28 protein-coding genes and 1 pseudogene are annotated in these 26869 nt (G+C 41.0%); 12 read left to right on the plus strand and 17 right to left on the minus strand.

The features are described from left to right. The 6 genes from HWQ23_RS10865 to HWQ23_RS10890 form a co-directional block, all read left to right on the plus strand. Window positions 1–338: WD40 repeat domain-containing protein (locus HWQ23_RS10865; protein ID WP_472850394.1), on the plus strand; the 338-nt coding region annotated here is incomplete at its 5' end. Window positions 339–342: 4 nt separating this feature from the next. After that, entirely contained in the window at window positions 343–1602 is a 1260-nt protein-coding gene (locus tag HWQ23_RS10870) for an ATP-binding protein (protein WP_292827645.1), read from the plus strand. A gap of 370 nt (window positions 1603–1972) precedes the next feature. After that, window positions 1973–2242, plus strand: coding sequence for a YciI family protein (locus HWQ23_RS10875; protein ID WP_292827647.1), 270 nt, complete (start codon window positions 1973–1975; stop codon window positions 2240–2242). A gap of 837 nt (window positions 2243–3079) precedes the next feature. Beyond that, complete coding sequence (locus tag HWQ23_RS10880) at window positions 3080–3880, plus strand: ice-binding family protein (protein WP_292827650.1); 801 nt, start codon at window positions 3080–3082, stop codon at window positions 3878–3880. Between the two features lie 300 nt (window positions 3881–4180). Further along, complete coding sequence (locus HWQ23_RS10885; RefSeq protein ID WP_292827653.1) at window positions 4181–4975, plus strand: Tab2/Atab2 family RNA-binding protein; 795 nt, start codon at window positions 4181–4183, stop codon at window positions 4973–4975. Between the two features lie 52 nt (window positions 4976–5027). Beyond that, window positions 5028–5600 (plus strand): Uma2 family endonuclease, encoded by a 573-nt coding sequence (locus tag HWQ23_RS10890; protein WP_292827656.1) that lies wholly within the window; start codon window positions 5028–5030, stop codon window positions 5598–5600. Here the strand turns inward: HWQ23_RS10890 and dcm are convergent. Together dcm and HWQ23_RS10900 are read right to left on the minus strand one after the other, a co-directional pair. Then, the gene (gene dcm, locus HWQ23_RS10895; RefSeq protein ID WP_292827659.1) at window positions 5570–6904 is read right to left on the minus strand and encodes a DNA (cytosine-5-)-methyltransferase; all 1335 of its coding nucleotides are present in this window, start codon (window positions 6902–6904) and stop codon (window positions 5570–5572) included. The two genes, HWQ23_RS10890 and dcm, sit on opposite strands and share 31 nt — an antisense overlap. An 81-nt stretch (window positions 6905–6985) precedes the next feature. Continuing rightward, the gene (locus HWQ23_RS10900; RefSeq protein WP_292827662.1) at window positions 6986–7204 is read right to left on the minus strand and encodes a hypothetical protein; all 219 of its coding nucleotides are present in this window, start codon (window positions 7202–7204) and stop codon (window positions 6986–6988) included. Between the two features lie 105 nt (window positions 7205–7309). Here HWQ23_RS10900 and HWQ23_RS10905 point away from each other — a divergent pair, with 105 nt between their 5' ends. Both HWQ23_RS10905 and HWQ23_RS10910 read left to right on the plus strand, forming a co-directional pair. Then, window positions 7310–7480: a hypothetical protein gene (locus HWQ23_RS10905; protein WP_292827665.1), complete on the plus strand. Its 171-nt coding sequence runs from the start codon at window positions 7310–7312 to the stop codon at window positions 7478–7480. A 318-nt stretch (window positions 7481–7798) separates the two neighbouring features. Then, complete coding sequence (locus tag HWQ23_RS10910; protein ID WP_292827668.1) at window positions 7799–8449, plus strand: hypothetical protein; 651 nt, start codon at window positions 7799–7801, stop codon at window positions 8447–8449. Window positions 8450–8561: 112 nt separating this feature from the next. Here HWQ23_RS10910 and HWQ23_RS10915 read toward each other — a convergent pair whose 3' ends face one another. The 3 genes from HWQ23_RS10915 to HWQ23_RS10925 form a co-directional block, all read right to left on the minus strand. Further along, window positions 8562–9287, minus strand: coding sequence for an MGMT family protein (locus HWQ23_RS10915; RefSeq protein WP_292827671.1), 726 nt, complete (start codon window positions 9285–9287; stop codon window positions 8562–8564). A 75-nt stretch (window positions 9288–9362) separates the two neighbouring features. Further along, window positions 9363–10016 (minus strand): PAP/fibrillin family protein, encoded by a 654-nt coding sequence (locus tag HWQ23_RS10920; protein WP_292827674.1) that lies wholly within the window; start codon window positions 10014–10016, stop codon window positions 9363–9365. 87 nt (window positions 10017–10103) lie between these two features. Next, window positions 10104–10727 (minus strand): hypothetical protein, encoded by a 624-nt coding sequence (locus tag HWQ23_RS10925; RefSeq protein ID WP_292827677.1) that lies wholly within the window; start codon window positions 10725–10727, stop codon window positions 10104–10106. A 753-nt stretch (window positions 10728–11480) separates the two neighbouring features. Between HWQ23_RS10925 and HWQ23_RS10930 the strand changes: the two genes are divergently transcribed. Beyond that, window positions 11481–11780, plus strand: coding sequence for a hypothetical protein (locus HWQ23_RS10930; protein ID WP_292827680.1), 300 nt, complete (start codon window positions 11481–11483; stop codon window positions 11778–11780). 116 nt (window positions 11781–11896) lie between these two features. Here the strand turns inward: HWQ23_RS10930 and surE are convergent, their stop codons facing one another. Further along, window positions 11897–12577 (minus strand): 5'/3'-nucleotidase SurE, encoded by a 681-nt coding sequence (surE, locus tag HWQ23_RS10935; protein ID WP_292827683.1) that lies wholly within the window; start codon window positions 12575–12577, stop codon window positions 11897–11899. 195 nt (window positions 12578–12772) lie between these two features. Between surE and psb32 the strand changes: the two genes are divergently transcribed. After that, window positions 12773–13510: a photosystem II repair protein Psb32 gene (gene psb32 / locus HWQ23_RS10940; RefSeq protein ID WP_292827686.1), complete on the plus strand. Its 738-nt coding sequence runs from the start codon at window positions 12773–12775 to the stop codon at window positions 13508–13510. Between the two features lie 78 nt (window positions 13511–13588). Here the strand turns inward: psb32 and HWQ23_RS10945 are convergent, their stop codons facing one another. From HWQ23_RS10945 to HWQ23_RS10960, 4 genes are all read right to left on the minus strand, one after another. Then, window positions 13589–13972, minus strand: coding sequence for a DUF4346 domain-containing protein (locus tag HWQ23_RS10945; protein ID WP_292827688.1), 384 nt, complete (start codon window positions 13970–13972; stop codon window positions 13589–13591). A 139-nt stretch (window positions 13973–14111) separates the two neighbouring features. Next, on the minus strand, window positions 14112–14528 hold the full coding sequence (locus HWQ23_RS10950) for a pentapeptide repeat-containing protein (RefSeq protein WP_292827691.1): 417 nt from the start codon (window positions 14526–14528) through the stop codon (window positions 14112–14114). 134 nt (window positions 14529–14662) lie between these two features. Next, window positions 14663–15841 (minus strand): GNAT family N-acetyltransferase, encoded by a 1179-nt coding sequence (locus HWQ23_RS10955; RefSeq protein WP_292827694.1) that lies wholly within the window; start codon window positions 15839–15841, stop codon window positions 14663–14665. A gap of 116 nt (window positions 15842–15957) precedes the next feature. Then, complete coding sequence (locus HWQ23_RS10960; protein WP_292827696.1) at window positions 15958–16698, minus strand: RibD family protein; 741 nt, start codon at window positions 16696–16698, stop codon at window positions 15958–15960. 306 nt (window positions 16699–17004) lie between these two features. On the opposite strand from HWQ23_RS10960, the gene HWQ23_RS10965 reads away from it, so the two are divergent. Beyond that, a complete protein-coding gene (locus tag HWQ23_RS10965; RefSeq protein ID WP_292827699.1) occupies window positions 17005–19158 on the plus strand; it encodes an ATP-binding protein in 2154 nt (717 codons plus the stop codon). A 16-nt stretch (window positions 19159–19174) separates the two neighbouring features. Here HWQ23_RS10965 and HWQ23_RS10970 read toward each other — a convergent pair. The 4 genes and pseudogenes from HWQ23_RS10970 to HWQ23_RS10985 all read right to left on the minus strand — a co-directional run. Beyond that, window positions 19175–19288: pseudogene (locus tag HWQ23_RS10970) on the minus strand (ribonuclease III); the annotation flags it as partial. Window positions 19289–19334: 46 nt separating this feature from the next. Next, window positions 19335–20609 (minus strand): hypothetical protein, encoded by a 1275-nt coding sequence (locus tag HWQ23_RS10975; protein ID WP_292827702.1) that lies wholly within the window; start codon window positions 20607–20609, stop codon window positions 19335–19337. 3 nt (window positions 20610–20612) lie between these two features. Then, window positions 20613–21341, minus strand: a complete 729-nt coding sequence (locus tag HWQ23_RS10980) for a hypothetical protein (RefSeq protein ID WP_292827705.1) — start codon at window positions 21339–21341, stop codon at window positions 20613–20615. A 7-nt stretch (window positions 21342–21348) separates the two neighbouring features. Next, complete coding sequence (locus HWQ23_RS10985) at window positions 21349–23709, minus strand: tetratricopeptide repeat protein (protein WP_292827708.1); 2361 nt, start codon at window positions 23707–23709, stop codon at window positions 21349–21351. Window positions 23710–23802: 93 nt separating this feature from the next. Between HWQ23_RS10985 and HWQ23_RS10990 the strand changes: the two genes are divergently transcribed. Next, window positions 23803–24138 (plus strand): hypothetical protein, encoded by a 336-nt coding sequence (locus HWQ23_RS10990; protein WP_292827711.1) that lies wholly within the window; start codon window positions 23803–23805, stop codon window positions 24136–24138. Between the two features lie 315 nt (window positions 24139–24453). Here the strand turns inward: HWQ23_RS10990 and HWQ23_RS10995 are convergent, their stop codons facing one another. The 3 genes from HWQ23_RS10995 to HWQ23_RS11005 all read right to left on the minus strand — a co-directional run bounded on the left by HWQ23_RS10995 (window position 24454) and on the right by HWQ23_RS11005 (window position 26661). Continuing rightward, window positions 24454–25572 (minus strand): Gfo/Idh/MocA family protein, encoded by a 1119-nt coding sequence (locus HWQ23_RS10995; protein WP_292827714.1) that lies wholly within the window; start codon window positions 25570–25572, stop codon window positions 24454–24456. A gap of 96 nt (window positions 25573–25668) precedes the next feature. After that, window positions 25669–26388, minus strand: a complete 720-nt coding sequence (rnc, locus tag HWQ23_RS11000; protein WP_292827717.1) for a ribonuclease III — start codon at window positions 26386–26388, stop codon at window positions 25669–25671. A 75-nt stretch (window positions 26389–26463) separates the two neighbouring features. Then, window positions 26464–26661, minus strand: coding sequence for a hypothetical protein (locus HWQ23_RS11005; RefSeq protein WP_292827720.1), 198 nt, complete (start codon window positions 26659–26661; stop codon window positions 26464–26466). Window positions 26662–26869: the final 208 nt, after the last annotated feature.

Here is a 26869-nt window from a genome sequence, read left to right on the forward strand (position 1 = left end):
TAGCAGTAGCGATCGCCCCAGATGGAAAAACAGCCGTTTCTGGTTCAGATGACAACACCCTGAAAGTGTGGGATTTGCAGACCGGAAAGGAAATCTCTACCCTGACTGGTCATAACTCCTTGGTATTAGCAGTAGCGATCGCCCCAGATGGAAAAACAGCCGTTTCTGGTTCAGATGACAAGACCCTGAAAGTGTGGGATTTGTACACAGGTAAGGAAATCTCTACTTTTATTGGTGATAGTCCTATATATTGCTGTGCAGTTTCCCCAGATGGATTGACAATTGTAGCAGGAGAACAGTCAGGGCGTGTTCATTTCCTTCATTTAGAAGGAGGTTAAAAAAATGAAACCGATCGCTGAAAATCCGATCAATATCCCCAGATATCCCCTAGAATTTCAGCAAATCATTACCGCTAAAAATCAAAACTTTGTCGGTCGTGAATTTGTTTTTGCTGCTATCAACAAATTTCTCAATCAATCTGACCGGGGCTACTTTACTATTATCGGCGATCCTGGCATTGGTAAAAGTGCCATTCTTGCCCATTATGTCAGCCAAAATCCGGGAATTGTTTATTACAATGTCGAAATTACAGGTAAAAACCGCTTTGAGGAATTTCTGACGACGATTTGCACTCAATTAATAGAAATCGCCCAAAATCAAGGTATTAAAATTAGTGTTGAGCCTGTCCTGAGCATCTCGGCTTCGCTCGATGGAACCGTAGCCGAAGGGCAGAGTCGAAACAATCTCAGCGCTAACTTTTCTGACTCTACCACAGAAGACAGTGGTTTTTTATCGTTATTACTGCAACAAATCAGTGGTAGATTGCATCCAAAACAACGTTTAATTATTACTATAGATGGCTGCGATAGAATTGATATCAACAATCAACCACGCGGCTCAAATATATTTTATTTACCCCGTTATCTACCCGAAAAAGTTTATTTTGTCCTTAGTCGTCGTCCTTATTTGAAAGAAAAATCAGGTTTATTAATTGAAACACCAGCCCAATCTTTAGATTTATCAAATTACCCTGAACAAAATCGCGCTGATATCCAGGAATATATTAAAAATTATTTAAATGAATCATCTCATTCTGTAGACGCTTCTGCGGCTACTCTTCTCCTGACGGAGACGCTACGCGAACGAGAACGCCAAAGGCGAACCCGCAGGGTGGGTAGCCTTAGCGAACAGAAGAATCCTGGAGATGTTTCGCTCAACATGACACAAGGTTTTGATGATGAAACCAATTTTATGTATGTTAAAGAAATCTTAACAGCTATTAATGAGGATATTTACCCCCAAAATTTACAACTCTATTACCAAAATCACTTAGAAAAAATGAATTTAGCAACCAGTAAACAGCAACCAATGGCTTTGCAGGTGTTAAATATCTTAGTTCAAGAGCAACCAATATCAATAGAAGCGATCGCAGAAACATTAGATGCAGATGAATATGAAATCAAGGTAATTTTAGACAAGTGGCGAGAGTTTTTACATTTAGAATCAATAGCAGCAGAAATCTATTATAGTGTTTATCATGCTAGTTTTCGTGATTGGTTGAGGCAACATATAGAGCCTAAATTTTTAGAGCCTAAATTTTGAGTTTGGCATGGTAATATAGCGGTTCTCACTTGGGTGCAGTGCAGTTTTGGCCTCATTTACATTCCTCTCTCCTTTTAGGCTACGGTGTACACACAAGTCGAATTACCCCCCTTAATCCCCCCTTATTAAGGGGGGAAACAAGAAATCTAGTTCCCTCCCCTTTCTAAGGTCCGGGTTAGGGTGGGGTAAAACCTTGGTTAATCAGCTATTTCAGACTTGTGTGTACACCGTAGCTCCTAAAAGGAGAGAGGCTTTGAATCTTACTCCCCAACGCTAGCTCTTAAGGGGCTGTTCTTGTTAGGTCTTGTATTCCATTGCAATTGGGAACCGCTATAACCCCTTTATTAACCAGTAGAAGTAACAAGCAATTATGCCTAAATATGTACTCTGGGGAACTTACTGCGAAGACGTTCTTGAAAAACGCGCCCCCCACCGTCAAGCTCATTTAGACGGATTAGCAAAACAAAAAGAATCCGGTGTGCTGATTACTATTGGCCCCACCAAAGATGTTACAAAAGTTTTTGGGATTTATGAAGCCGAAGAGGAAGCCACTGTGCGCCAGTTGATTGAAAATGACCCCTACTGGAAAAATGGCATCTGGACTGAATATTCTGTTAAAGAATGGATTCAGGCTTTTTGAAGAAGAATTCAGAAGTCAGAATTCACAAGCAAAGCCGAAGACCCTCCGCCGAGGCGTCAGAATCATTGAACCTCACACGACTAAAAGTCGTGTGAGGTTCAAAAATCCAGTTTAGAGACTGGCTTTCACAGATATTTAACCACGCCTAAGTCTTGATTCTCCGGGGCGGCAAAGTATTTAATCGGGTCATCAGCTTAACCTTTGTCATAAGCGACTCCCATATTTTTCAAATAAATCATTTAACAAACTTCGGCGGGTTTAAGTCGCCGGCTTCTGACAAGCCGTAAGTATGTAAGTCTTGTTCTCTCTTACAAAGTTCAGATCGCCGGAAACCGGCGCTCCGACTTTGCGCTAAATCCCCGTGACAAAACTGTACTTCTTTGAACGACTTCCGACTTCTTTAAAGCTTCTGCCAGCAATGCTTGATCAGAAATACAAAGGTACAAGCCCCTAAATTTATTTATGGAAAATAAAAAATATGTATGTAGTGACACGTAGTCCAAGAAATACTACGTCAATTGACTCAGAGCAACTAAATTTATTTATGGGCTTGGTAAATTTTTGAATGAGTGAATGCGTGAATGCGCGACTTCCCCGAACGCGAACAGCGTCTCCTTGGCGCAGCCTCTCCTTGGCGTAGCCTCTCGTAGAGAAGAGTTGAGTTGGGGCTGACTACTTCGGTCTTTGTCAAGTGCAAATTCATCCCGCCTTTATACAACCCTAAAGATTGCGTAAAGGTTAAATAAAACACAATTTTTTTCTTTGAGATCAAGCACACTTGTATTTGTTAAGACAGTCTACCAATAAGTGATAACACTTAAAAATTAAATGTTCAAAATGAACTATAAGTATGCGATACTCTTGGGAATCGTGGCATTCTCCAGTTTTCAAGCTCCAGCAAAAGCCGCTTCTCTGCTGGGAACGGCGGATAACTTCGGGGTCTTGGGTGGCTCGACGGTGACTAATACCGGCAAGTCCCTCATCACGCAATCTCTGGGTGTCAACGCAGGTTCTTCAGCTACTGGCTTTTCTCCAGCGGTCGGGGTCGTGAACGGAGGGATATTCACATCTGATGCAGTTGCGGCTCAGGCTCAACTGGATAACGCAAGTGCGTACAATTATTTAGCAGCCTTGAGTCCCACTAAGGAGTTGACTGGTCTGGATCTGGGTGGAATGACGCTCACACCTGGGGTCTATTCTTTTAGCTCATCGGCTCAGTTGACAGGAAAACTCACGCTCGACAATCTAGGCGACCCGAATGCGCTCTTCGTTTTCCAGATAGCCAGCACCCTCACCACCGCAAGCTACTCGTCTGTTGTCACGACCAACGGTGAAGCTGCCAATGTGTTTTTCCAGATCGGCAGCTCCGCGACTCTCGGAACCTACACTCAGTTCAAGGGAAATATTCTAGCGCTCACGAGCATCACCCTGACTACTGGCGTAAACATTGAGTGCGGTAGAGCCTTGGCGCAAAATGGTGCCGTGACGATGGATACCAACAAGGTCTCCAGCACCTGCGACACAAAGCCACAGGAAACGGCAGTGGTTCCAGAACCTGACTCATCACTTGGTGTTCTCGGCTCCGGGATGGTGGGTCTGTTATTCGCCTTCAGCAAAAGATTTAGAAAAGGGTGGTAGGTTGGAAATAGTTTTTTGAAATACTTGATTGGCAAAGAGTGTAGCAATCTATGGTAGAAAAAGATAGGCCCCGAATTGTTAATCAGACTTATCTGTTTAAAATGTTACCAGTATTTTACCAAAAGCATAATAATAATTAAATAGAGGGGGATGAGGCGAGCGACGTTCGCCTCATCCCCCTCTATTTATAGCCGATTATCATTCTTATTAAGACTATTTTGAGTATTTTAACTGATTGATAAAAGGCATTTTATCTTAACCTCTCACGAATGCCTTACTTCCCACTTATGAAAACCACTTATGAAAATTTGGCAGGCTGATTTTTATCGTCGTCCGTTCCCAGATGCATCTGGACAAATTTTATGGGAATTGTTGATTTGTGACGCAACTTGCAGCTTTAAATATGAAGCTACCTGTCTCCAGTCAGCAGCAAATTCTAATTGGGTTGCTGCTCAACTTGAATTAGCCGCAGGTGAAAAATTGCCGGATGTGATTCAGGTATTTCGTCCTCAGTCTCTAAGTTTAATTGAGGTAGCTGGACGCAATTTAAGTATAAATGTCGAACCTACCCGCCACACTTTGGCGTTGAAGCAATGGTTACAAGAAAAGCAGTATCCCTCAACGCTGGATAAACCACCCCCAGCACCATTATCAGAAAACCTCTGGGGAGAACAATGGCGTTTTGCGACTCTAGCAGCTAGTGATGTGGAAACGAGATTTAGCGATCGCCCCATTCCTATTTTGCACATACCAGAATTTTTGAAGCCGATCAATTTGGGTTTGGCGTCAACAGTACCCGTCCCTGGTGTAGTAATTTATGGTGGACGGCAATCGATGCGCCTAGCACGGTGGTTACAGCAAGCCCGCCCTGTAGCCTTAAACTACATATCTGGCGCACCAGACGGCTTGATATTAGAAGCTGGTTTAGTCGATAGATGGATTGTTGCCACTTTTGAAGATTCAGAAGTTACAACAGCAGCACAAGCATTTGAACAACGCAAACAGCAAAGTCAAGGATTGCATTTTTTGTTAGTCCAGCCCGATGATTCCGGGATGACTTATAGCGGCTTTTGGTTATTGCGGGCAGAAGATTGATATTGATTGCCAAAAATATTGTTCTGTTTATTCAGTGAATTTTAAATTGCTTATGACTCTTAGCCAATTTCACCCCTATCTTTCTCCAGAAGCATACCTGGAAGCTGAAAAATCCAGCCTGAATAAACACGAATATATTCAAGGGCAAATCTATGCAATGTCAGGAGCAAGTGATGCCCATGTGACAATTACGACTAATCTCATTGCCCTCTTGAGAAATCATGTTCGCGGTACAGATTGTCGCCTTTACGCTACAGATATGAAAGCTCGCATTGATTCATTAAATGTTTTCTATTATCCTGATCTCCTGGTTACTTGCGACCAAAGAGATATAAAATTTGAATATTTTAAACGTTATCCCTGTTTAATTATTGAGGTTCTTTCTGCATCCACGGAAGCTTTTGACAGAGGCGATAAATTTATTGACTATCAAGAATTAGAAACATTTCAAGAATACGTCTTAATTAGTCAAACCCGCCAGCGCGTTGATTGTTTTCGTCGCAATACTGAGGGAAGATGGGTTTTATATAGTTATAAAGGAAATCAACAATTACAATTAATCAGTTTAAACTTTGCCTGTTCCCTAACGGATGTTTATGAAGATGTGTCCTTTCGCGAAACATAGGCTTGGCAAAGTGTAAGCTTAGATTTATCTATTCTTTCTTGAGTAGAATATAAGGTTTTTATAATCACTTCCTGAGCCACAGCTTTGACTACATTAATACTCACAGAATTTCCTAGTTGATGGTAAGATTTATCATCATTGGGATGAAGTATAAAGCTATCAGGAAAACCTTGCAGCCTTGCAGCTTCTCGCGGAGTGAGTCGCCGCACTCTCTGATTGTGGTAAACTCCCAATCTATTAGCATCACTAGCAACCAACGTTACCGAAATTTTATTTGGATCTACAAACTTATAAACTTCAAATGAAAAGTTGCCCGATAGAGGTTTATATTTATCATTAATAAGTTTTAGATATTTTTTTGTAACTAGTGAATTCAAAATTTCCCCTAAATTGGGATGTTCAAAAAAACTAGCTATTTGCTCTTGAGTTAATAGTTTGCCATCTTGTTCTTGTCCAAATTCTTTATTCCGTCTCTTTAATATGAAACGGTTCATTAGTTCAATTTCCTCAGCACTACACTCGCCACGCAATCCTAAATCCCAGGAATGAATAGAGTTTCCACCTCGATAATCAATCAGCCTTATACCATGTAAGCGATTTAAATCATTATTAAATATTCGTTTCAACGCATTGACGAACTTTGATGAACAATCATACTTTTCATCTGGATTACTTTCCAAAATGTCGGCAACAGCCACAGATTTTTTTAGTGGATAAAACAAAGATAACTGCTGAGGATTATATGAATGCGAGTCTTTAGGCCCTACGTCAGAAATCAATTCAAAAGTGGGAGAAGCATCTAAAATTCCTACCAGATAAATGCGGACACGATTTTGCGGTAAGCCAAAGTTTGCACTGTTGAGTAAAAAAGCATGAAAACTATAACCTCTTTTTTGAATTTCATGCTTAATTGTTGCTAAGGTTCGCCCTTGATCATGACTATAAAGCCCTCGGACATTTTCAAAAATAAAAGCTTGTGGTTTATAGGTATCGAGTAATCTTGTTATTTCAAAAAATAGTGTGCCTCGCGTATCGACAAACCCTTCTTTTTTACCAGCATGAGAAAAAGACTGGCAAGGAAACCCAGCTAATAAAAATTCATGTTCTGGTAGTTGATCAATTAATCGAATGTCACCTAAAGCTTTTTGAGCAAAGTTTTTTTCATAAACTAATTGAGCATCTGTATTGATTTCGCTGCTGAAAACACATTCACTTTCTATATTTAAAGAATCAGCCGCCTGTTCAAAGGCTAATCTAATTCCCCCTATTCCTGAAAATAAATCCACAAACCGAATTTTATGCATAGATATCAAGTTACTTTTATCCCCAAGTTTTATATATTACTTAGGCTTACTTGTTTTTACAAAAAATATTCCTTTAAAAAACTACAAAATGATGCTAAGTTCAGCTTCTTGTCTAGATAATTCTGAAGGCCAAAACATAGAGGCTAACTTACGCAGTTCCTCAACGGTTCTCTGATAATTTGGATTTAGCATAGTAACCCGCATTCCGCACATGTGGTGCGATCGCAAAATATTGTATTTTTGAAGCATGACAGCTTTACCATTAGATATCAGAGTACAAAATATTGTCCACTGTGGCATAGTCGCTTGTTGGTGCATCAAATAGAAGCACACCAGCTAATCGCGATCGCACCTGGGTTTGCTGTTTAAGTTAGCTAGGTTCACGAATCAGCAAACTAAATTGGATTGTACCAGTTCAACCTTGGAGAGGTTTTAGTTGGTGCTACAGTTGCTGCTTGTTCTTGCGTCGCCTCCCTTTCCGCAACGCACCTTTTCACATTTCTCTTAGAGGAAAGCGGGGGAGAAAGCGCGATCGCCCCATACACAGTAGCTTCGCGCGGTGCATTTGAAGCCTAGCGTTTACTTCTGGAATGCTTGTATAACAATAGTTTTATCACGAACCATTAGATTATCCTGTGCGTAGGCGTAGCCCGTTGAAAACATCGCTTCTACAGTCGCATACCATATCACACTCCTGAAAAAAAGGGTCAGGTAATAAATTATTTACTGTTCTATCAAATTAACCTTGTTAAGTTACTCAGCAGGTGTAGTTTTCACCTCCAGGCTGTGTTAGATATTGTGACGCGAAACAGGAGTATAGATACGTTGCGAAAGCTTTCTCCAGAATCTCCTCTATTTGTTCTATTAATCATTATTAGTTTTCTAGTAGTAACTTTGTCAACTTGGTTATCATCTAAACCATTCGTTTTAAAACCATTTGGCTTTAATGATATTATCCAGCTACTCACATTACAGTTATTTATATCTTTATTGTTAGAGCGTTCTTTAGAAGTTTTTATAACTACTTGGCGTGGCCCATTTATCGAGCAATTAGATATTAGTATTCAGCAAGAAAAGGCTCTAATCTCTGAGGATATAAAACTTATGGAAGCCCAACAGAAACAGTTTCCTCCTTTGGAATCAAATCAAATTAGCGGACTACCGCCTGAAGGAATGAGTTTAGAACAGCAAATCATCCAAAACTTTACACAAAATCAACAAGAATCATTAAAAATGTTCAAGCCACAAACTGATGGTATAAATGAAAAAGAGCGCCAAAGAATAGCCTATAAATCTGATACGCGAACAATTGCTTTATGGACATCCCTTTTATTCGGTCTTTTAATTAGCGCAATAGGTATTCGCTCAATCGAGCCACTTGTAGTTATTGATTTAGATAATCGCATACAAGTAGTTATTTTTCGTTGTTTAGATGCATTCTTGACAGGAGGTTTAATTGCAGGAGGTAGCGAGGGAATCCATCAGATTATAAAAGTTTTTCCCGACTTTATGCAAGCTACATCTAAACAAATAAAAAATCAGTGATTATCTTGATAAAATGAAGTATTTTCGCTTATTTAATATGTGATTACGATACGCTACACGAACGCAATGACGCAAGATTATTAGATTTTACACTCATTGGGATGCTCCCTATCTATTCTAGATATATGGTGTCATCTTGCCATAGATAATCTTTAATATCTACAAAAGTTTTGTTTAAATTTCTCAATAAATCTGCCTCAGATAAAACCTTAACTCCTTCAGTTTCCAAATTGCTTTTTTGTTGGTTAACATAGGTGATCAAATAACCTCTAGAATCTAATATTCTATGTACCGGATAATCAGCCGCCGAGGTTTTTTTCAGGTATGTAGGAATAGCTCTTAGATAGCTATTATCTACTCCTATACCTTTGATTATCTGTTTATATGTAACTACTTTCCCACTGGGAATTTTGATGATAAAATTTAGGAATCGTTCATAGGGATTTTCAGATAATCCTGGAAATTTATGAGCTTGAACCTGAAAATTACTACCAACCTGGATTTTACCTGATTTAATAACTACGCCTAAAATTCCTCTTTTACCTTGGATACTTTTTAATGATTCTACCAAGTGGGCTATCCGCTTACACGGTTCGCAGTGAAAAGTTAGACGAATTGCCGCACCACTTTCAAAAGTTAGCAAAGATCCAGGGATAAAATTATCAAATTCTATACCCGTAACCACAATATTTTCTCGCAATTCTCCTGGGTTAATTGATAAGTCTAAAATATTTTCATACCTAACAATTAAAACTTGTCTGGGACTTATAGGATCGGCATTAATATCTCCTTCTATACCATCACCTACCTTTAAATTTAACCTTTTAAGCTCTACCATCGCAGAACCTGGTTTTACTTTGGTGTAAAGATACATTATTGAGGGAGTCATATTAATTCGGCGGCGCGATCAATTTCAAATTGAGGAAGTGAAGTCAGGTAAATCATTGGATTTACTAAGAATGAATAAGCTTCCATCTCCTCCACGTCCAATTCTTAAGGTTTCATCTAAGTAGGTAATGTCAAGTGTGGCAGTTCTGCTAGTAGGATTATTAGCTGGGACTACCTTAAATGGGTTGAGTTGGGGGGTATTAATACCAAAAATCTTCTCAATTGATAGGTAGCGTTTGTCAAAATAAACGTTGATGCGTTTGTTCGCTAGAGGCTCTAAATCTTCTTTGGCTGGCTCAAAGCTAGCTGTCACTTTCACATATCCTGAAACTAGCCTCAGAGAATGTTTAACTTTAGCTAGATTGAAAAACAATTTATTTGCAACATCAATCACTTGATAAACTTTACCCAGCTTTAATCCCAATGGGAGAGAAATTAAAGAACGGATTTCTCTGGCTGTGGAGTATTGTAGTTGCCAAGTTCCCTCCAGCAAAGAAGTAGCGTTGAGAAGAGGATGGAGATTGGGGTTGACACTCTCTAGTTCCGTCGTCAATTGTTCAATTTCTTCGGCTAAGGTTTTATCTAGCTTCAAATCAGTAACAGGAGAGCCATCACTCTTGATTTGAATCTTCTCAAGCGTGGCTTGTAATTTTTCTTTAATTAAAAGTTGATTGTTCAATGGTTGAAGATTTTCCTTTAGATATCCTATTGCTTTAGTTCAACTTTTATGCTGGAAGTGCATAAAAGTTGAATTATCTAGATGAAATTAGTCAATGAGTTGTGGGGTGGGGATTTGGGTATCGATATCTGCTTGGGAAAAAGTCGGGAGCAACCAGCTACTCTCACCCGCTTTAAATACTTTGGCAGGTTCAACATTCAATTCAATTACACCAGTGGCTGGATTGGTTCTAGCAATAGACTGTGTACCATCGACAAACTTGACGGCGATTGGTTGAGTCAGTTGTTGTGATTGAGCGTTCGGGCCTAGAACTACTTGAGAACCTGCGGGTAAGTAAATGCCATCGCAATCCCAATCATCATCTGTGATTTTTCCTGCGCCCAGGAAGTAGAGTTGGGTTGGAGATTTTTTTGGTTTATTGGCATAGACAGCCAACGTTTTTCCAGTTTCATTACGGCACTGTGCCCGTTTTCTAGCTGTTTCTATGACATTTTTCTGAAACTGCAATTGTGCCAGTCGCTGCTGGAATTGCTCAGGTGTATAGCCAGCTTGCTCAGGTGTATCCTTTACAGTTAGAAGTTGATTGAGCGCCTGAGTTACCTCAGCATAGTCAGCCCCCTTAGTAAAATCCTTGCCTGCCCAAGAGGGTTGAGCAATTACCAGATTCACCATCAATACGAGAGCGACAAGAACAATTTTGAGAAACTGCATATTTTTCTCCTTTTTTTTAAATTAGTGTTCAGAGCTACTGAAACTTTAACAGATTTCAAAGCCTTGAAAATTGTAAGTGCATCAGCAATTTTAATCGCGATCGCACTAATAATAGCCATAAGATTAATAGTGTTACAAGTTTTACCGAAAGTCCAAGTAATGCTTAAATTTCGACTGTACTGAAGTACAAGTGGTAAATTGCAATTCCTACTTTCGATAAATCACACTTAGAGAAATGTTTGTTACTAGTGTTTAGGGAATTGTCGAGCCAAATGTAAGCAACAAGAATATAATTGCTGGAACTTAATTAGACTAGAAACTTAGCCTAATTAAAAGTATTAATTTTAACTATAGGTTTACTTAATTGGGGTTAAGTTTTTGGCAAGTACAACTTTCTATAAATTGAAGCTAATTTTTATTAACTATATCTTAAGAGGGGTGACTAATCATTTTAGATATGTAGTATAGGGTTAAGAATCTTGATTAAAAATTGCAATCAATTAATTACCTATAGCGGTGTTGCATCCATAGACGCGTAGCGGCTACTCTACGAGTTCTCCAACGGAGTACCCGCAGGATACGACAATTGCTATATAAGTAGCTAAACACAACATTGGGTAGTAGCATCAAAAAACTCTCATCACACATATCCTGGAAATGATAGTGTTATCTAATGTTTGTACTGAGATTAATTATTTCAATTGGTATTAGGAATTTTACTAAGATGCTCTCTCAAAATTAGGATGGAAAGAAATGATTTCTGCAGGAGTCGAAGTAAAAATAAATCGCTTGGAATCTATTGTTGAGCAAATTGGGGAAGCAGTACTCTCTACGACTGAGACAATTGAACGTCTTGCAGAAAGATTGGACACTCTCAGCATCCAAGTCGAAGCACAGGGACACCAGGTGCAACAGCAAGGCTATCAAATTGTCGCGTTGTGTGATGCGGTACAGACTCTTGCTGAATCTCAGCATGATTCACTGCAAAAACTCAACCAACTGACACAAACTCTAGATCGGTTTATATCCCTAATTCAAGCATTAGATCAATAGTCGCAATTGTGGATTTTGGATTCAATTGTCATTGTTAACTGAATGTCAAAATAATTCATAATTACGTACCCATTCTTTAATTATGAATTATGAATTATAAATTATGAATTACTCGGTTAAACCCTTAACTGAGTTACCGCGATGTTACCGGAAAAACATACATCCACATCGCTACCAGGAGTGCGATCGCGTTTGCCATATTCTCCTACATAATAAAAATCATCGCCTTCAATTCGATAGTTCACGGGCAAAGGTTTGGTGCAGGGTTGGCAAAACACCAGATCAGGATCTGATTCTCCTGGTTGCAGATGCGGCAAGTTCACATTCCAAAAGCTTCCCGGTTCTAGGGGACGCTTGAGTAAGTCTGCTAAAACTTCAGCTGTGAATTTGGCGGCCAGATCCCAATCAAAATTCTGCTTGGCTTTGCGATACTGGGAAATGGCAACTCCAGGAATACCGTGCATTGCGGCTTCCCGCACGGCGGCAACTGTGCCAGAAATGTAGGCATCGACTCCTAAGTTGCCCCCAGCGTTGATACCTGAAAGTATAAAGTTGACATCTGCGGTGATTTGTGTTATTGCAATCCTCACACAATCGGCGGGAGTACCTGCGATCGCATACTCAGTCTCAGAACGTCGCTGGAGGTTGATGGCACGAGTCGTAGTAACTTGATGTCCACAGCCAGACTGAGGATCGACAGGAGCAGCGATAATAGCATTTTTGCCGTTTACAGCTTTGAGCAGAGCTTGGATACCGGGGGCATCAATGCCGTCGTCGTTAGTTAAAATTATGGTCATGTATATATTATATTGATATAGATTTAGCTAAAATATCAGAAAAATGCAGATATCACCCATGAATGGGTACAACAGGAAAAGCTACTTGCAGATTGGCAGTAGCAGAAACTTCATACTCTAGAAAACCGGGAACGAGGTGATTTTTACAGTGTTTCCGTAGTATTTTTGGTGCAAGTTTGTCTTAAGGTTTACACGATGAAACAGCTCCTCAAACAAGTATTTAGCAGTCAAAAACGCCTCATCCGGCTAATTCTACCTTTGGTGACGATTATTTTAGCAACTTCGCTGCTTGCCGCACCTGCTTTAGCCACAGGTGTGTATCAAATACCCAACCTGACAGCAGGGAATGACACCTGGGTTTTGGATCAAGGTGAAGTCATCAGCCGTCTGAATGAAGGTAAGATTAGCAGCGCTTTTAAGGATTTGGCAAAGCAAACAGAGAAGGAAGTAAGAATTGTCACTGTTCGCCGCCTCGACTACGGTGAAACGCCAGAAAGTTTTACTAAAGAACTGTTTGAAAAATGGTTTCCGACAAAAGCAGCCCAAGCTAATCAAACTTTATTGGTTCTTGATACAGTTACCAATGGTACTGCGATTATTACTGGGGATCAAGTCAAGCCAATTCTCACTGACTCTATTGCCGAGAGTGTAGCTACTGAAACAGTAAGTGTGCCGTTACGCAATGGTGACAAATACAACCAAGCATTTCTAGATGCCAGCGATCGCCTTGTCGCCGTCCTCTCTGGCAAAGCCGATCCAGGGCCACCCAAAATAACTGATAATGTACAGGTAGAAGGCACCTTCAAGAAAGCAGAAGAAACCGACCAAGGTAACGCTACTGCTTGGGTAGTAGGATTGTTAATTGCCGCCACCGTTATCCCAATGGCGACTTACTACATCTATCAGATAAATCAGCCATCATCTAATGGCTAATGGGAGTGGGGAGTGGGGAGTGGGGAGTGGGGAGTTATGAATTTCTAACTCTTAACTTTTAACTCCTCACTCCTAACTTTAATCTTGAACATACTCTTGTCCTGTGAGTAAAGCCACCTCAGCCCGGACAAATTCTCGACCCAAATAAGCTGCATGATCTAATTGAGTTAAAGGAGTGGGCTGAGTTTCTTCAAAAATCTTCACGCAAAGTTCTTTCGCCGTCCTCGCGCTAAAAACTGTCGTGTGAGTTCGTTCTACTTTTTTTCGCGCCGGAATTACCTTTCCCGTTTCTGGATCGACAGCTAAACCGCGATCGTCAATTACATTTGTAAAATGCTTGGCATAAATTAACCCTGCGTCTCGATCCAAGTAAATAATGAAATATCCACCGGGATCAAGGTCAATATGACGCTGGGAAAGTTTATCATCAATTGCCGCTAAATCTTCAACTATTAAATCCATAAGCATTATAAAAAGAAATTTTCTTTCTTGAGGGTTTTTACACTCTAGATCAAGTGTAATTCCTATCTTCCTTAGTCTTGTTGATATCTTTCAGATATTTTTGATTCCTTTTACTTAAAAGCAAATCAGAGAATTAGACTCAACTATTCCGAATAGTGCCATCTGGCATGATGGTGTTACGAAAAGTAGTGCGACGCAGACTAGATCCTTCCAAATTGGCTCCAGTCAAGTTAGCTTCCCAGAAGTCGCATCCCCCCAAATCAGTTCCGCTCAAGTTAGCCCCGATTAAATTAGCCTTATGGAACCTAGTGTTGTGAAATCTCGCTCCTCTAAGATCGGCATTAGTCAGGTTAGCAACATTGATACTGGCACGTCGCAAGTCTGCTCCTCTAAGATCGGCCTCGGTCAAATCGGCACTATTCAGACAGGCTTCAAACAACTTGGCATTAACCAAACTAACTGCCTTCAAAATAGTACGAGCAAGATAGAACTCCTCCATATTATTCCCAGTCAAGTCAGCACCACTCAGGTCAATCCCCGACAAATCTACGTCCAATTTGACTCCAGAAAAGTTTCTTTCCCCAGCAGCATATCTTCATAATCAACTCATCACGATTCACACGCTCCATAAATATTTTCCTGAACTTATTAGGACTTACGCAGTGATGTTACGAAAGTACTTCCTTTTCCTCAAGCATTTTTCTCACTAAATGGCAACTCTGCATTAATTGCCTCAATCTGCTGCTGTTCGAGTTGATTCACTTCCTTTATATAGGGACGGATAATTTGTCCTAAACGATTATTGTAAAAGCGGTGCAGACTGTGATTTGGCATAGCCGGGAAACCACGGCGTTTTTTGTGACGCCCACCTGCGCCAGGGTCAAAAATTTGGATGCCGTTAGCGATCGCCCACTCAATTGGTGCATAATAACAAGCATCAAAATGTAAGCAATCTATTTCTTGAAAACTCCCCCAATAGCGTCCATAGAGTTTGTCATCTTTAAACAAACAAAAGGACATTCCTAAAGGATGAGAGTTATCTTCCTCGCTATATGCAGCAATAAACAAGACTCGATGGCGATAATCGGTGTATAGCTGCTCAAAAAATCTCTGTGTGAGATATTTGCTACCCCACCAGCCAAACTTATCACAGGTGTCTGCATAGAACCGGTGCATCAAAGGAAACAAAGACTGAGGAATTTGATCACCACTTAGCGGTTGCAATCGTAAACCTGCTTTCTCCACAGCTTTGCGTTCCCGCTTAATATTGCGGCGCTGATTGGCGTTAAACACTTTCAAGTAATCATCAAAAGTTTTAAAACCAGCATTTTCCCAGACGTAGCTGTGGTGCAGCCAAGTTGTAAAGCCATGCCGCTCCAGCATCGGACGCCATTGGGGATCGACATAGAGAAAATGACATCCAGAAATCCGATTTTTGGTGCAAAAAGTGTCAATTTCATGCACCATCATCGCTGTGATTTCATCTTCATCTTCTCCTGGGGCGATTAAGAACCGATAACCTTCAGCCGGAGTAAATGGTGTCATTCCCAGCAATTTTGGGTAATATTGGACTCCGATGCGATCGGCTAACTCTGCCCATTGGTGATCGAAAACAAATTCACCAGAACTATGTCCTTTAAGATAAAGTGGCGCAGCAGCAATCAGCGTTCTATCTCGCCACAATGTCAAGTGATTTGGCAACCAACCAGTTTTAGCCGTAGCACTTTGAGAGGTTTCGATATTATTCAGCCACTCCCATTCTAAAAACGGCGTTTTGAGTGGCATTGCCAAAGCATTCCAGGCATTTTGGGGTACTTCAGCGATTTTGTTCGTCCAAACGACAGAATAGCGAGGCTTAAGTTGTTCCACTTTTTAGAGGAGTAGGGAGTAGGGAGTGGGGAGTGGGGAGGCAGGGGGCAGGGGAAGAATAATTAATGCTCAATGCTCAATGCCCAATGCCCAATAAATACTTTACTTAGCGTAATCTAATCTGCTGGTCGTTGCAGGCGATAGTGCAAAAACACTTCTTGCTCAACTGTATGAACTTCTAGAAGTTGCAACTTAGGAGCCAAATCGGCTAAAAATCCTTTCCCTTCGACAGGTGTGGGTGCAGTATTACCGCCTAAAATTAGCGGGCAGACAGTCAGCCATAATTCATCAATTAAATCTAATCCCAGCAAGGAAGCGACTAATTCACCTCCACCCAAGATCACCAAGCGTGTTATATGTAGAGTGGCTAGATGCTTCAAAGCTGCGGGAATGTCAATTTCTCGCGTTGGTGTTTCAAAAACCAGAATCTGCTCAAATTCTGGAGGGCACTCTTGTGCTCCGGTTCCCAGAGTTGAGGGAAGTGTCTGTAACCGTCCTTTCCATGAAAGTGCTCCCGCTATTGTCGTGAGTAACCAGCGTCTAACTGGTTGCTTAAAAAAGTGAATTTCCGGATTGAGGTTTGCAGAGCGTGTAGTCACTATATGGACTGCCTGCGGAGGCTTCCCTGCTTGTGCCCGAAGTTGCAATAGAGTTGGATCTGTTACGGTAAGTGTTGTTCCGTAGGCACGGATAGTACCAGCACCGAGTAAAACCGCATCAGCAGCAGCGATTTGTTTTTCTAAGTGTGCTTTATCAACCCTTGAGCCAAACCGAGCAGGCGATCGCCTAAAATCTGCTATCTTGCCATCTGCACTCATTGCTAAAACAACTGTAGTATGAGGACGATGTTGCAACATTAATTGATTTGATAGTTTTATTATTTATTTGTTACTGTATAGATTCTCAAAAAAACTATACCTGCAAGCTACTGTTTTACAATTTCACCACTGTATTCATATGCAACACAAATCGCTTCTATATCTAGGACTTCTACATTTAGCATATATGACTTTTGGTATCCCACGTTTCTTTTTGAATTATAGCAATTTGTTATTTTTAAACATTGAAAATAAAATTCTGATAATTTAATAAAATGTCTCATCAAGCTCGTCTAATTAAATATCTTTGCTGTTGTGGTTTGCAGATGCAAAGTGAGACACTCGATGGCTAATTCCCGCCAATCTTCATTTCGTCGAATTTTAGTAACGAGAATCTTGCTGCTGTTCGTCCCAGTTTTACTTATAGGCGAGATTGTTGCCTTGAATAAGGCACGTTCTAGCATATTGCGAACTGCACGTCAAAATTTAACAGAAAGTTCCATCAGTAAAGGGGAGAGAATTGGAGATGCGATCGCCATCTTAAAAGCTAATTTGCTGAGTGTAAGTAAAACAACGGTGATTAGGTCGGGTTCGCCTATACAAGAGCAAGAAATTCTCACGCAGTTAAGGCAACAACTTCCAGCCAGCATTGAGTGCATCCAATTAACGAATCTCCTAAACCAGAAAATAATTGCCAGTAGCTGTGGGGATGATCAAGCTATTGGACAATTGAGATTGCCTTTGCCTAGTGACGGAATTGATGTTAAGGCAATCTTTCCGCCAAAGGCAGGAATGACTGGAAAAAGAAACACCCAAAAGCAACTGCGATTAGTGTTATCTGCACCAGTCTCCGATAGCCGAAAAAATTCAGTTTACAGCTTAAGTATTCAGTCTGCATTGTACCAACAAACCATAAATCCACCGGGATCGCTCACAGGCGCGATGGTAGTGATTGCTGAAGATGGCACAATTTTGGCGCACCCAATCACAGAATGGGTGGGAACTAATATCAATCAGCACCCAAATGCTTCCCAACTCAAGAGCATAATTAAAAATGCGTTGGGGCACCCCGCCGCAGGCATCGCGGGACGAAATGATTCGGTTAATTTGTCTTTTACAGAGGGGAAAGAATTAGTAGCTGGCTATACGGCTATTGCAAATCCACTTAGCCAACAGCAGCAACAAAAATGGATAGTCTTAGCTGTTACTAGTGTCGATAATGCGCTTTTTGGTTTAGAGGAAATCAAACTCATTCTCATCGTTTTGACAGTTGGTTTGATTGGTGCAAGTTTGTTAGCATCGCTATATTTAGCTCCTTACTTGGCACGTCCTGTAGAAGAATTGCGAGACTACGCTCTCAATATTCATTCTCACCACGCCGCACAACCAGTTCCGCACAATTTTCAAATCCGGGAATTCAATCAACTAGCCCAAGCATTAGACCAAATGGTAGAACGGCTGAAAGCTGGGGCAGAAGAACTGGAAATAGCTTGGAAAGAAGCAAAAACCGCTAACCAGATTAAAAGCCAGTTTTTGGCTACGACTTCCCATGAATTGAGAAACCCATTAAATATTATTATTAACTGTATTCGCCTGGTTGAAGATGGCTTATGTGATGACCGGGAAGAAGAAATGGAGTTCCTCAAACGTGCCGACGAAACAACGATTCACTTGCTAGGTATTATTAATGATTTACTCGACATTTCTAAAATCGAAGCAGGTAAGCTTTCAGTCGTCTGCACACCTATTGACCTCCGACAAATATTGTTAGAGGTGATTAATTTACAATCAGTTAATGTTCAACAAAAAGGCTTGCAGTTGAAATGTGAGTTAGATGCCCAAGCGATACCAATTAAGGCAGACGCGGCAAAACTCAAGCAGGTGCTGATTAATGTTATCGGCAACGCCACTAAGTTCACCGACACCGGAAGCATCACCATTAGTACAGAACTTCAGTATAGTAATGGTAAATCTCAGGTGGTAGTCGCTGTCAAAGATACAGGTATAGGCATTGATCCAACTCAACAGCACAAACTATTTCGCCCCTTTGTGATGGTGAATGGTACAACCACCCGCCAGTTTGAAGGTACTGGACTGGGATTAGCGATTTCACGAAACTTAATCGAACTCATGGGAGGCAGCATTTTTCTTGAGAGTGCGGGACTTCATCAAGGTACGACACTAAAGATTACCATTCCTTTGATTGATATCTCGCTGTTAGCTGTTCCAAAGAAAGATGAAAATATCGGCGATCTGGGATTTTCCTCTGAAAATGAGGGGGCAAAAGTAAGTCGCTACCCTAGCTTACAGGAGTCTGGGGGAAGTTCCTCTTTGGGGATCAATAAGTCTCTGAAAGCAGAGGTAGACAAGGAGAAGCTCCCGAAGTCCCTGCTGGTACTTGGGAAGGAGACTTGCGAGATTCGTCTTTCGCCGCTACAAACTATCCTGGTAAGTCTTCCAAAAGGAGGAGTTTGTGCAAATGGGACTTTCAAGAGGTAATTTAGTCAAAAGTCCATTTCTCAAATGTAGCACTGCCAGCAACTAGTAAATATACCTCCAAACCATATTCTCTGGCTAATTGGGCGAGAATGCGATCGCTTACCAACACCGAACGAATTACCGCAAAATCCCTTTTTGACGATCGCTTCACCCCGAATTATTCAACAACGCGATCGCTACGGTTTTGACTCTGATTTAGAAGCGTTACTAAATAACCAAGATAAAAGATTAGCAACCGTAGCAGCCCCAAAAGAGAACAGCGCAATAATTGCATCACGAGGTAAAACCCCATCTAACCAGCTACCCTGTATTCTCGAAACTGGGAAATCTGGATCTATACCGATTTGAATCTCTTTAGTTTTCCCAGAAAAGCGGGCTTCTATGCCCTTTTTGGGAACAATTTCCAGATGGCGTATTTCTTTAATGTTTAAAGGAGTTTTAATAGGATCAAGTTTGTCACCCATGAGAAACTGATTTTTCTTAATCTCCTGTTCCTGTCCTACCATGCGGATTTTACCTTCTACAATAGTAGAATTTTTTAAATCGTCTCTGGCATCTTTACCAGGTATATCTAAATTTAGAAATTTCACATCTTTGGTTTCTATCTTTTCTCTAAACCATTGTTCTGATTCATATTTGGGAGCTTTGGCTAAGGTAATATAAAATTTGGTATTTGGCGCAATATTTAGGTTAAATTGTTGATTATCTGGATTAACAATAAATTCTAGTGGTGTTTGCTTATCTGGTTGATTTGGTAATTTTAAATCTGGTGGTAATTCATATCCTTCTAATATGACCCTGATTGGTTGTTTACCTAAATCTATTTCTAATGTATTTTGGTTGTTTTTTAAGTCTAATTTAGAGTTAGATTGCAGGGAAAAATCAAGTTGAGTGCGTAAGAAATCATAACTTAATCCAGCTACTTTTGTATTGGGTTGCAGCCGGAGTTCATTTAGGGTTATTAGATTGTTTTTATCAGTTGTTGCTTGCAGATTATTTGGAACAATAATCCATCTACTATCGTTATCTTTAAGGTCGATTATTAAAGAGTGTAACTGATTAAGTTCTGGCCAAGTTTCACATTGAAAATCGCCTGTGAAAGTCAGGGTTTGTCTGCCATCATTTTCTAGTTCTTTAATGCCGCTAATATTTTGAAGAAAGAGTTTTGATTCTTCTCCGTTATAGGTAAAAGTCATTTCTTGAGCAATGATATTACCTTCAAATGTATGAGTACCCGGTACAATAGCGGCAAAGGTGACGATAGTCAATAATAAAAGTAACAGCAACACCAACAATGCATTTTGATGGTTTGAAAGAGTTCGTAGTAAGCCCTTCAGTGCTGAAATACTTACTACAAACAAAGTAACTAGAGATGTTTTCAGAAAATTCAACCATTGGCGAATATTGATGAAGTTGGGAAAATTTTGTTTGGCTTTTTGCCGAGATGCCATAATTTATTTCAACCAATTTGGGTTATGTTCAAATATAATTCGCTTTTCAATGCGATCGGGAGGTTCATTTCCTCGGTCAATCTTAGCAACGTAGTGCAGTTCATAGCGCCCTGCTGGGGCGTTGCGTCCATCCCAAATAAAAATAGTTTCACCCTTTTTCGGATTCTTGCGGGAATCGCTATAGATTGCTTTTTCATCTTTGGAGAGGATTTCAAAATTGGTAAATCTCACTCTGTCTTGGGAATAAAAGACAAACTCATACTTACCCGAAGTTTGCCCCAGGATGACTGGAACATATACAGGTTGGGAACCAAGGCTATAGGATGCCAATGCACGGAGTTTTTTTGTTGGTATTTTGGCTTCCCTGAGAACGTAAGTATCCCAGCTAAAGCTGAAACGCGAATCTTTGTTAGACAATAACAAATCATCCATTTGATAGTGATAATTATCGTCCAATGATTTCACTATTACTTGAGGGTTTTTTCCACCATTTATTTGCGGAATTTGTAGCGTGAGAGTTTTGCCGAAACTGGCAAGGTTGCCGCTAGCAATAGAAATTAAGCTCAAGCTATTCCCGCTTATGGATTCTTCTTTGATACCTTCACATCGGTTGGGTGATTTGCGGCGGATGTAATCGGTAGATTGGGGGTTTCCTTCTGGACAATAAGCAGTAGCCTTAAGATGGCTAACGCTGAGGATTAATAGGCTGGCAAGAATAATTTTATAATTCATAGCTTGTTTAACGAATGCTCCAGGTAAGCAGTTTTTTTTCAATCTCAGATATGGGATAAGCGAAATCTCGGTCTTTTCCTTTTCTTGTAACGACGATGCCTAAAAGTTGATTTTGCGAGTCAATTACAGGACTGCCAGAATAACCAGGTGTGAGTGCGGCTTGAGATATTTCTAATCGCTGGTTGTTAGAGTTACTAATCTGTCCCAATTGCATAGACCAAGATTTATCTTCACCTCTTTCAGCAGAATGACCGATAATCCGAATGGGCATTTTCGGGGTGATTGTAGTTGGGAATATAGTTAAGGGCTGAATATCTTCTGGCAGATTACCGATAACTTCCAAAACAGCTAAATCGAGTTGTTCGTCTATAGTAGTCACTTTGAACAGCTTGGCATCTCGCCGCATTCGCACTCGGTTTGATGGCGGTGAACTGAAAAATTCCACTTGGATATTTTTACCCTGTTCATAGCCATCAAAAATCACATGACGATTAGTGAGGATTAATGTGCGGTTGGCTTCTCGCTTAATAACTATACCAGTACCACGCTCAAATCCCTGGCGTTCACGGCTACTAGAAAAAGAAAAATCCGCAGTGATAAGTACTACAGAACGCTTAACGGGTACGTTTGGATCATCTTTAGGCAACCATTGGCGATCATCTTCTACACTACCTAGTTTATTCTCTTGCTCTGTCAATAACCGCTCTGCTTCTTTATAGTTGTTACCCGAATAGACAAAATTGGGGTCAAGGTCTTCTGCTTTGTCAAACTGTTTAATGGCTTCTTTTAGTTTCCCTTGCTGTTGAAATGCATAACCCAAACTATTATCGGCGACAGCATGAGCGCTAGCTGGAGTTCCAGAATTATCTTCTGGTAATGTTCGGGCTTTTTGGAAGGCGGCGATCGCTGCATCTATTTTCTTCTGGTTAAACAGTGCAATGCCAAGATTATTGTAAGCATAAGAATAGTTAGGCTTGAGTTGAATCGCTTTTTGCAAAGCGGCAACTGCTTGATCTAATTTCTTCTGGTCTGTGAACACAGCGCCGAGATTGTTGTAAGCATCAGCGTAGTTGGGCTTGAGTTTAATTGCTTTTTGCAAAGCGGCAACTGCTTGATCTAATTTCTTTTGCTTATACAGCACAATGCCGAGATTGTAGTAAGCATCAGCATAGTTAGGCTTGAGTTGAATCGCTTTTTCGTAGGCGGTGACGGCTTGATCTAATTTCTTCTGATCTCCGAACACAACGCCAAGATTGTTGTAAGCATCAGCATAGTTAGGCTTGAGTTTAATTGCTGTTTGGTAAGCAGTAACTGCTTCATCTAATTTCTTTTGCTCATACAGCACAATGCCGAGATTGTAGTAAGTAGTAGCATTGGGGCTGAGTTTAATTGCTGTTTGGTAGGCAGCAATTGCTTCGTCTAATTTATTCTGGTCTTTGAGTGCAAGTCCGAGATTGTTGTAAACATCAGCTTCGTTAGGTTTGAGTCGAATCGCTTTTCGGTAGGCGGCGATGGCTGGATCTAATTTCTTTTGCTCATACAGCACAATGCCGAGATTGTAGTAAGCATCAGCATAGTTAAGGTTGAGTTGAATTGCTTTTTCATAGGCGGTGACTGCTGCATCTAATTTATTCTGTTGTTTCAACACATTGCCGAGATTGTAGTAAACTTCAGCATCGTTAGGGTTGAGTTGAATCGCTTTCTCGTAGGCAGCGACGGCGGCATCTAATTTATTCTGTTGTTTCAATGCAATGCCGAGATTGTTGTAAGCAATGACAAAGTTGGGTCTAAGGTGAATTGCTTTTCGGTAGGTGGCAACTGCTGCATCTAATTTCTTTTGCTCATACAGCACAATGCCGAGATTGTAGTAAGCATCAGCATAGTTAAGGTTGAGTTGAATCGCTTTTTGGAAGGCGGCAACTGCTGCATCTAATTTTTTCTGTTCATACAGCACATTACCTAGACCCTTGTAAGCAGTAGCTAAGTTGGGGTTAAGTTGCAAAGCTTTCTTGTAAAATGCGATCGCCTCCTCTTGTTTCCCTTGAGCATTTAGCACATTCCCTATACCCACGTAAGCATCAGCATCCTTAGGATTGAGTTGTAACGCTTTCTGGTGAGCTGCTAACGCTGCATCTAATTTCCCCTGTCGCCGCAAAGCATTCCCCAAATTGTTATAAGCTTTGCCATTATTGGGTTCAACTTGTAAAACTTTACGCCAAATTGTCTCCGCTTGGGAGTTATTACCAACTGTTTCGGCAGCATCGCCTTGTTTAAATAGCTGTTCAATATTGTTTTGAGCAACTACAAATTGGGGTATGGTAGCCAGAGATAGAGTTAAAAATAAAGTAGTAAATATACGGTTGTGCATAATCATCCTTATACGTTAGCTGATTTTATCAGGACTTACCTGAAAATCGCTAAAAACCGGATGAATTTTTGATAAAGACTCGTTCACGAGTCTTTGAACTCCGTTGATGAACCTCAGAGCTTCGTGAACGAGCCTTTGAACTCCGTTGATGAACCTCAGAGCTTCGTGAATGAGGATTTGAACTCCGTTGATGAACCTCAGAGCTTCGTGAATGAGCCTTTCAACTCCGTTGATGAACCTCAGAGCTTCGTGAACGAGCCTTTGAACTCCGTTGATGAACCTCAGAGCTTCGTGAATGAGGATTTGAACTCCGTTGATGAACCTCAGAGCTTCGTGAATGAGCCTTTCAACTCCGTTGATGAACCTCAGAGCTTCGTGAACGAGCCTTTGAACTCCGTTGATGAACTTCAGAGGTTGTTTGAAAAGTAGTTAACTGTGATTTTAGGCACTTGTTGATCCCCCCTAACCCCCCTTAAAAAGGGGGGAACCGGAATCAAAGTCTCCCTTTTTAAGGGAGATTTAGAGGGATCTAAAACCTTTGATACCGACAAGAGGACTTTTCAAACATCTTCTCAGAGCTTCGCGGACTATAATAAGCTGTTGGACATTTAACTTGCATATTACCTGGAAGTAAAACTCTTGTGGGGTGGGCATCTTGCCCGCCCTGTTTATGCAAATTAAAAGTACATTAGCTTATAAAGGTATAGTTGGGAAAACTTTGGATAAGTTTTATTTAACGGAAAATTACAGTTGAGAGCAGTTGTTCAAAAAAACAGGTTTGCCGCCTTGCTTAAGAGATACTGTTAGTGCAGCAAGAATTTCTACTAACTGTGTGCCTACCCAGCCAGATGAAACCTCTGAGGGAGTATTGTTGAGAATAGAGACAACAAACGACGAGCAAACCCTTTGCAATGGTTCGCCTGTTTCTAATTCCAGCACTATCTGCCTTTGATTCACAGGAATAAATTGATTGCCCTGCTGTTCAAACTCCCCACTCAGTAGGGTTAGAGGTGATGATAGTGACATCTCATCAAAAATCAAGCTGCCAAGACTGCCCACAATCCCTAGCCGTCGCTGTTTATCAGGATTCAGCCAGCACAGGTGAATATAAACTTGAAAGCCATCTGGGTATGTCAGTGTCAGCCATACTAAATCAGCTAAACCTTGAGATGAGGGGGATGAGGGGGATGAGGGGGAATAAATAGTAATTAACTCCCTCATCTCCCCCTGCTCCCTCATCTCCCCCTGCTCCTCACCTCCCTGTAGCCACACCGTACCCGTTGCTTGTACTTTCACAGGAACCTGACCCAGCCAAGCGTTAAAGATAGCAATATCGTGAATAGCTAAGTCCCACAGTGCATCAACATCTTGCCGGACAGGCCCTAAATGGGTACGGGTGGCGTAACCATAGCGCAAATCACCTAATTTACCCGCTTGTACTACAGTTTTTCCTCCCTCAACTGCTGGGTGAAATAAATAAGTGTGGTCAACCATGAGTATTAAATGATGCTGGTCTGCCAAGTGGCAAAGTTCTCGACATTCTGCTGGGTTGAGAGTTAGGGGTTTTTCTGCAAAAACGTGGTATCCCTGTTGGAGAGCGTCTTTAATTAAAGCATAGTGGGTAGTGGCTGGAGTTGCGATCGCCACCCCTGTCAACCCTGGCACTTTCTTTAAATCCTCCCACTGCGTTGTTAATACGACATTTTCATCTAAATTAAACTGCTGCTTTACTGCCGCTAATCGTTCTGGATGAGGGTCTACTACAGCAACTACATTTACTTGGGGATGTGCTAAGAAATTCCGCAGCAGATGCACTCCCCAACGTCCAACTCCGATGACAGCTATTTTAATTTGGTTTGTCATTAGTTATTTGTCATTAGTCATTAGTTATTTGTATACAAGGGACAAGGGACAAATGACCACTGACCTGATTATCAGTTTATCAGCCGTATTTTTGGTTCAGGGTTTTTCCGGATTAGTAATTGCTAAAAAAGCTACCTTGGCTGCGGCTTGTTCAGCAGTTTTGATTGAGCGTCCCTTACCAACTCCTAGCTTGTTTCCGTGCAGCCACACTTCAGCCAGGAAACGTTCTTGATTGCGGTGCGGTTGACTAACTTCCACAACCCGATACTCTGGTAAAACTTTAAATTGTGCCTGAGTCCATTCTTGGAGAGCAGCTTTGTAATTAAGTCTGGCAGGATCGAGGCGAATTTCTGTGGTTAGTTGTTGGAAATGGGGATCTAGCCAAGAGCGGATCAGTTCCAGATTTTGAGTGCTTAAGTAAAGCGCACCCAAAACTGCTTCAAAAGCATCTGCCAGTCGTGACTCTAGACCAACTTTATCAGCAGTAGCACTGCCAGCGACTAGTAAGTATAACTCCAAACCATAACCTCTAGCCAATTGGGCGAGGATGCGATCGCTCACCAACACCGAACGAATTGCCGCAAAATCCCCTACTGGACAATCGGGATAATTTTCCCATAACACAACAGCCGACACCAGGCGCACCACTGCATCGCCAACAAACTCTAGCTGTTCATAATTTGCCGATTCAGAAACAGTGGGATGAGTTAGCGCTAAATCTAGCAGTTCCCACTTTATAGGTGCTTCTAGCGACAAACCTAATTTTTGGACTAAACTTTCGAGTTGCCGTTGACGGCGTGGATAGGCAAGGGGCATTGCATGATAAGGGGAAAGGGGGTATGGGAAGACAACTAGTTATCTATTCTTATATAAAGTTCTTGGACTATTACTTTAACAACTTTTCGCTAGCTTCTCTCTATCTAGCTTTTCTTGAATAGCTTGACGGCAAAACTCAGGAGGGTCGTCTTTAGCTTTCACTTCTTCCTTCATTTCCTTGGTGACACGCAAATGTAGATATTCAGTTAGTGGTCGCTCTCTGTCTGTGGTGAATGGCTTTAAGTTATCTGGATTACCTTTATTTTTAGACATTGTGTAGAAATACAAATAAAATTATTCTCCACATGTATATCAGTGGATAATCTTAAGTCAGTGGGCATCTTAGCCTGAGAAACTTGTTGCCCACCGATTCCCACTTTTTCAAGAGGTAACTCTATTTTATGTTTACACGCACAGAATTAGAACGTGAACTACCCACACTGACTTGGAGTACCAAGTACAGTGTCGGCTTCTGTAATCA

It is taken from the genome of Nostoc sp. JL33, from assembly GCF_017114985.1.
GTDB lineage: Bacteria > Cyanobacteriota > Cyanobacteriia > Cyanobacteriales > Nostocaceae > Nostoc.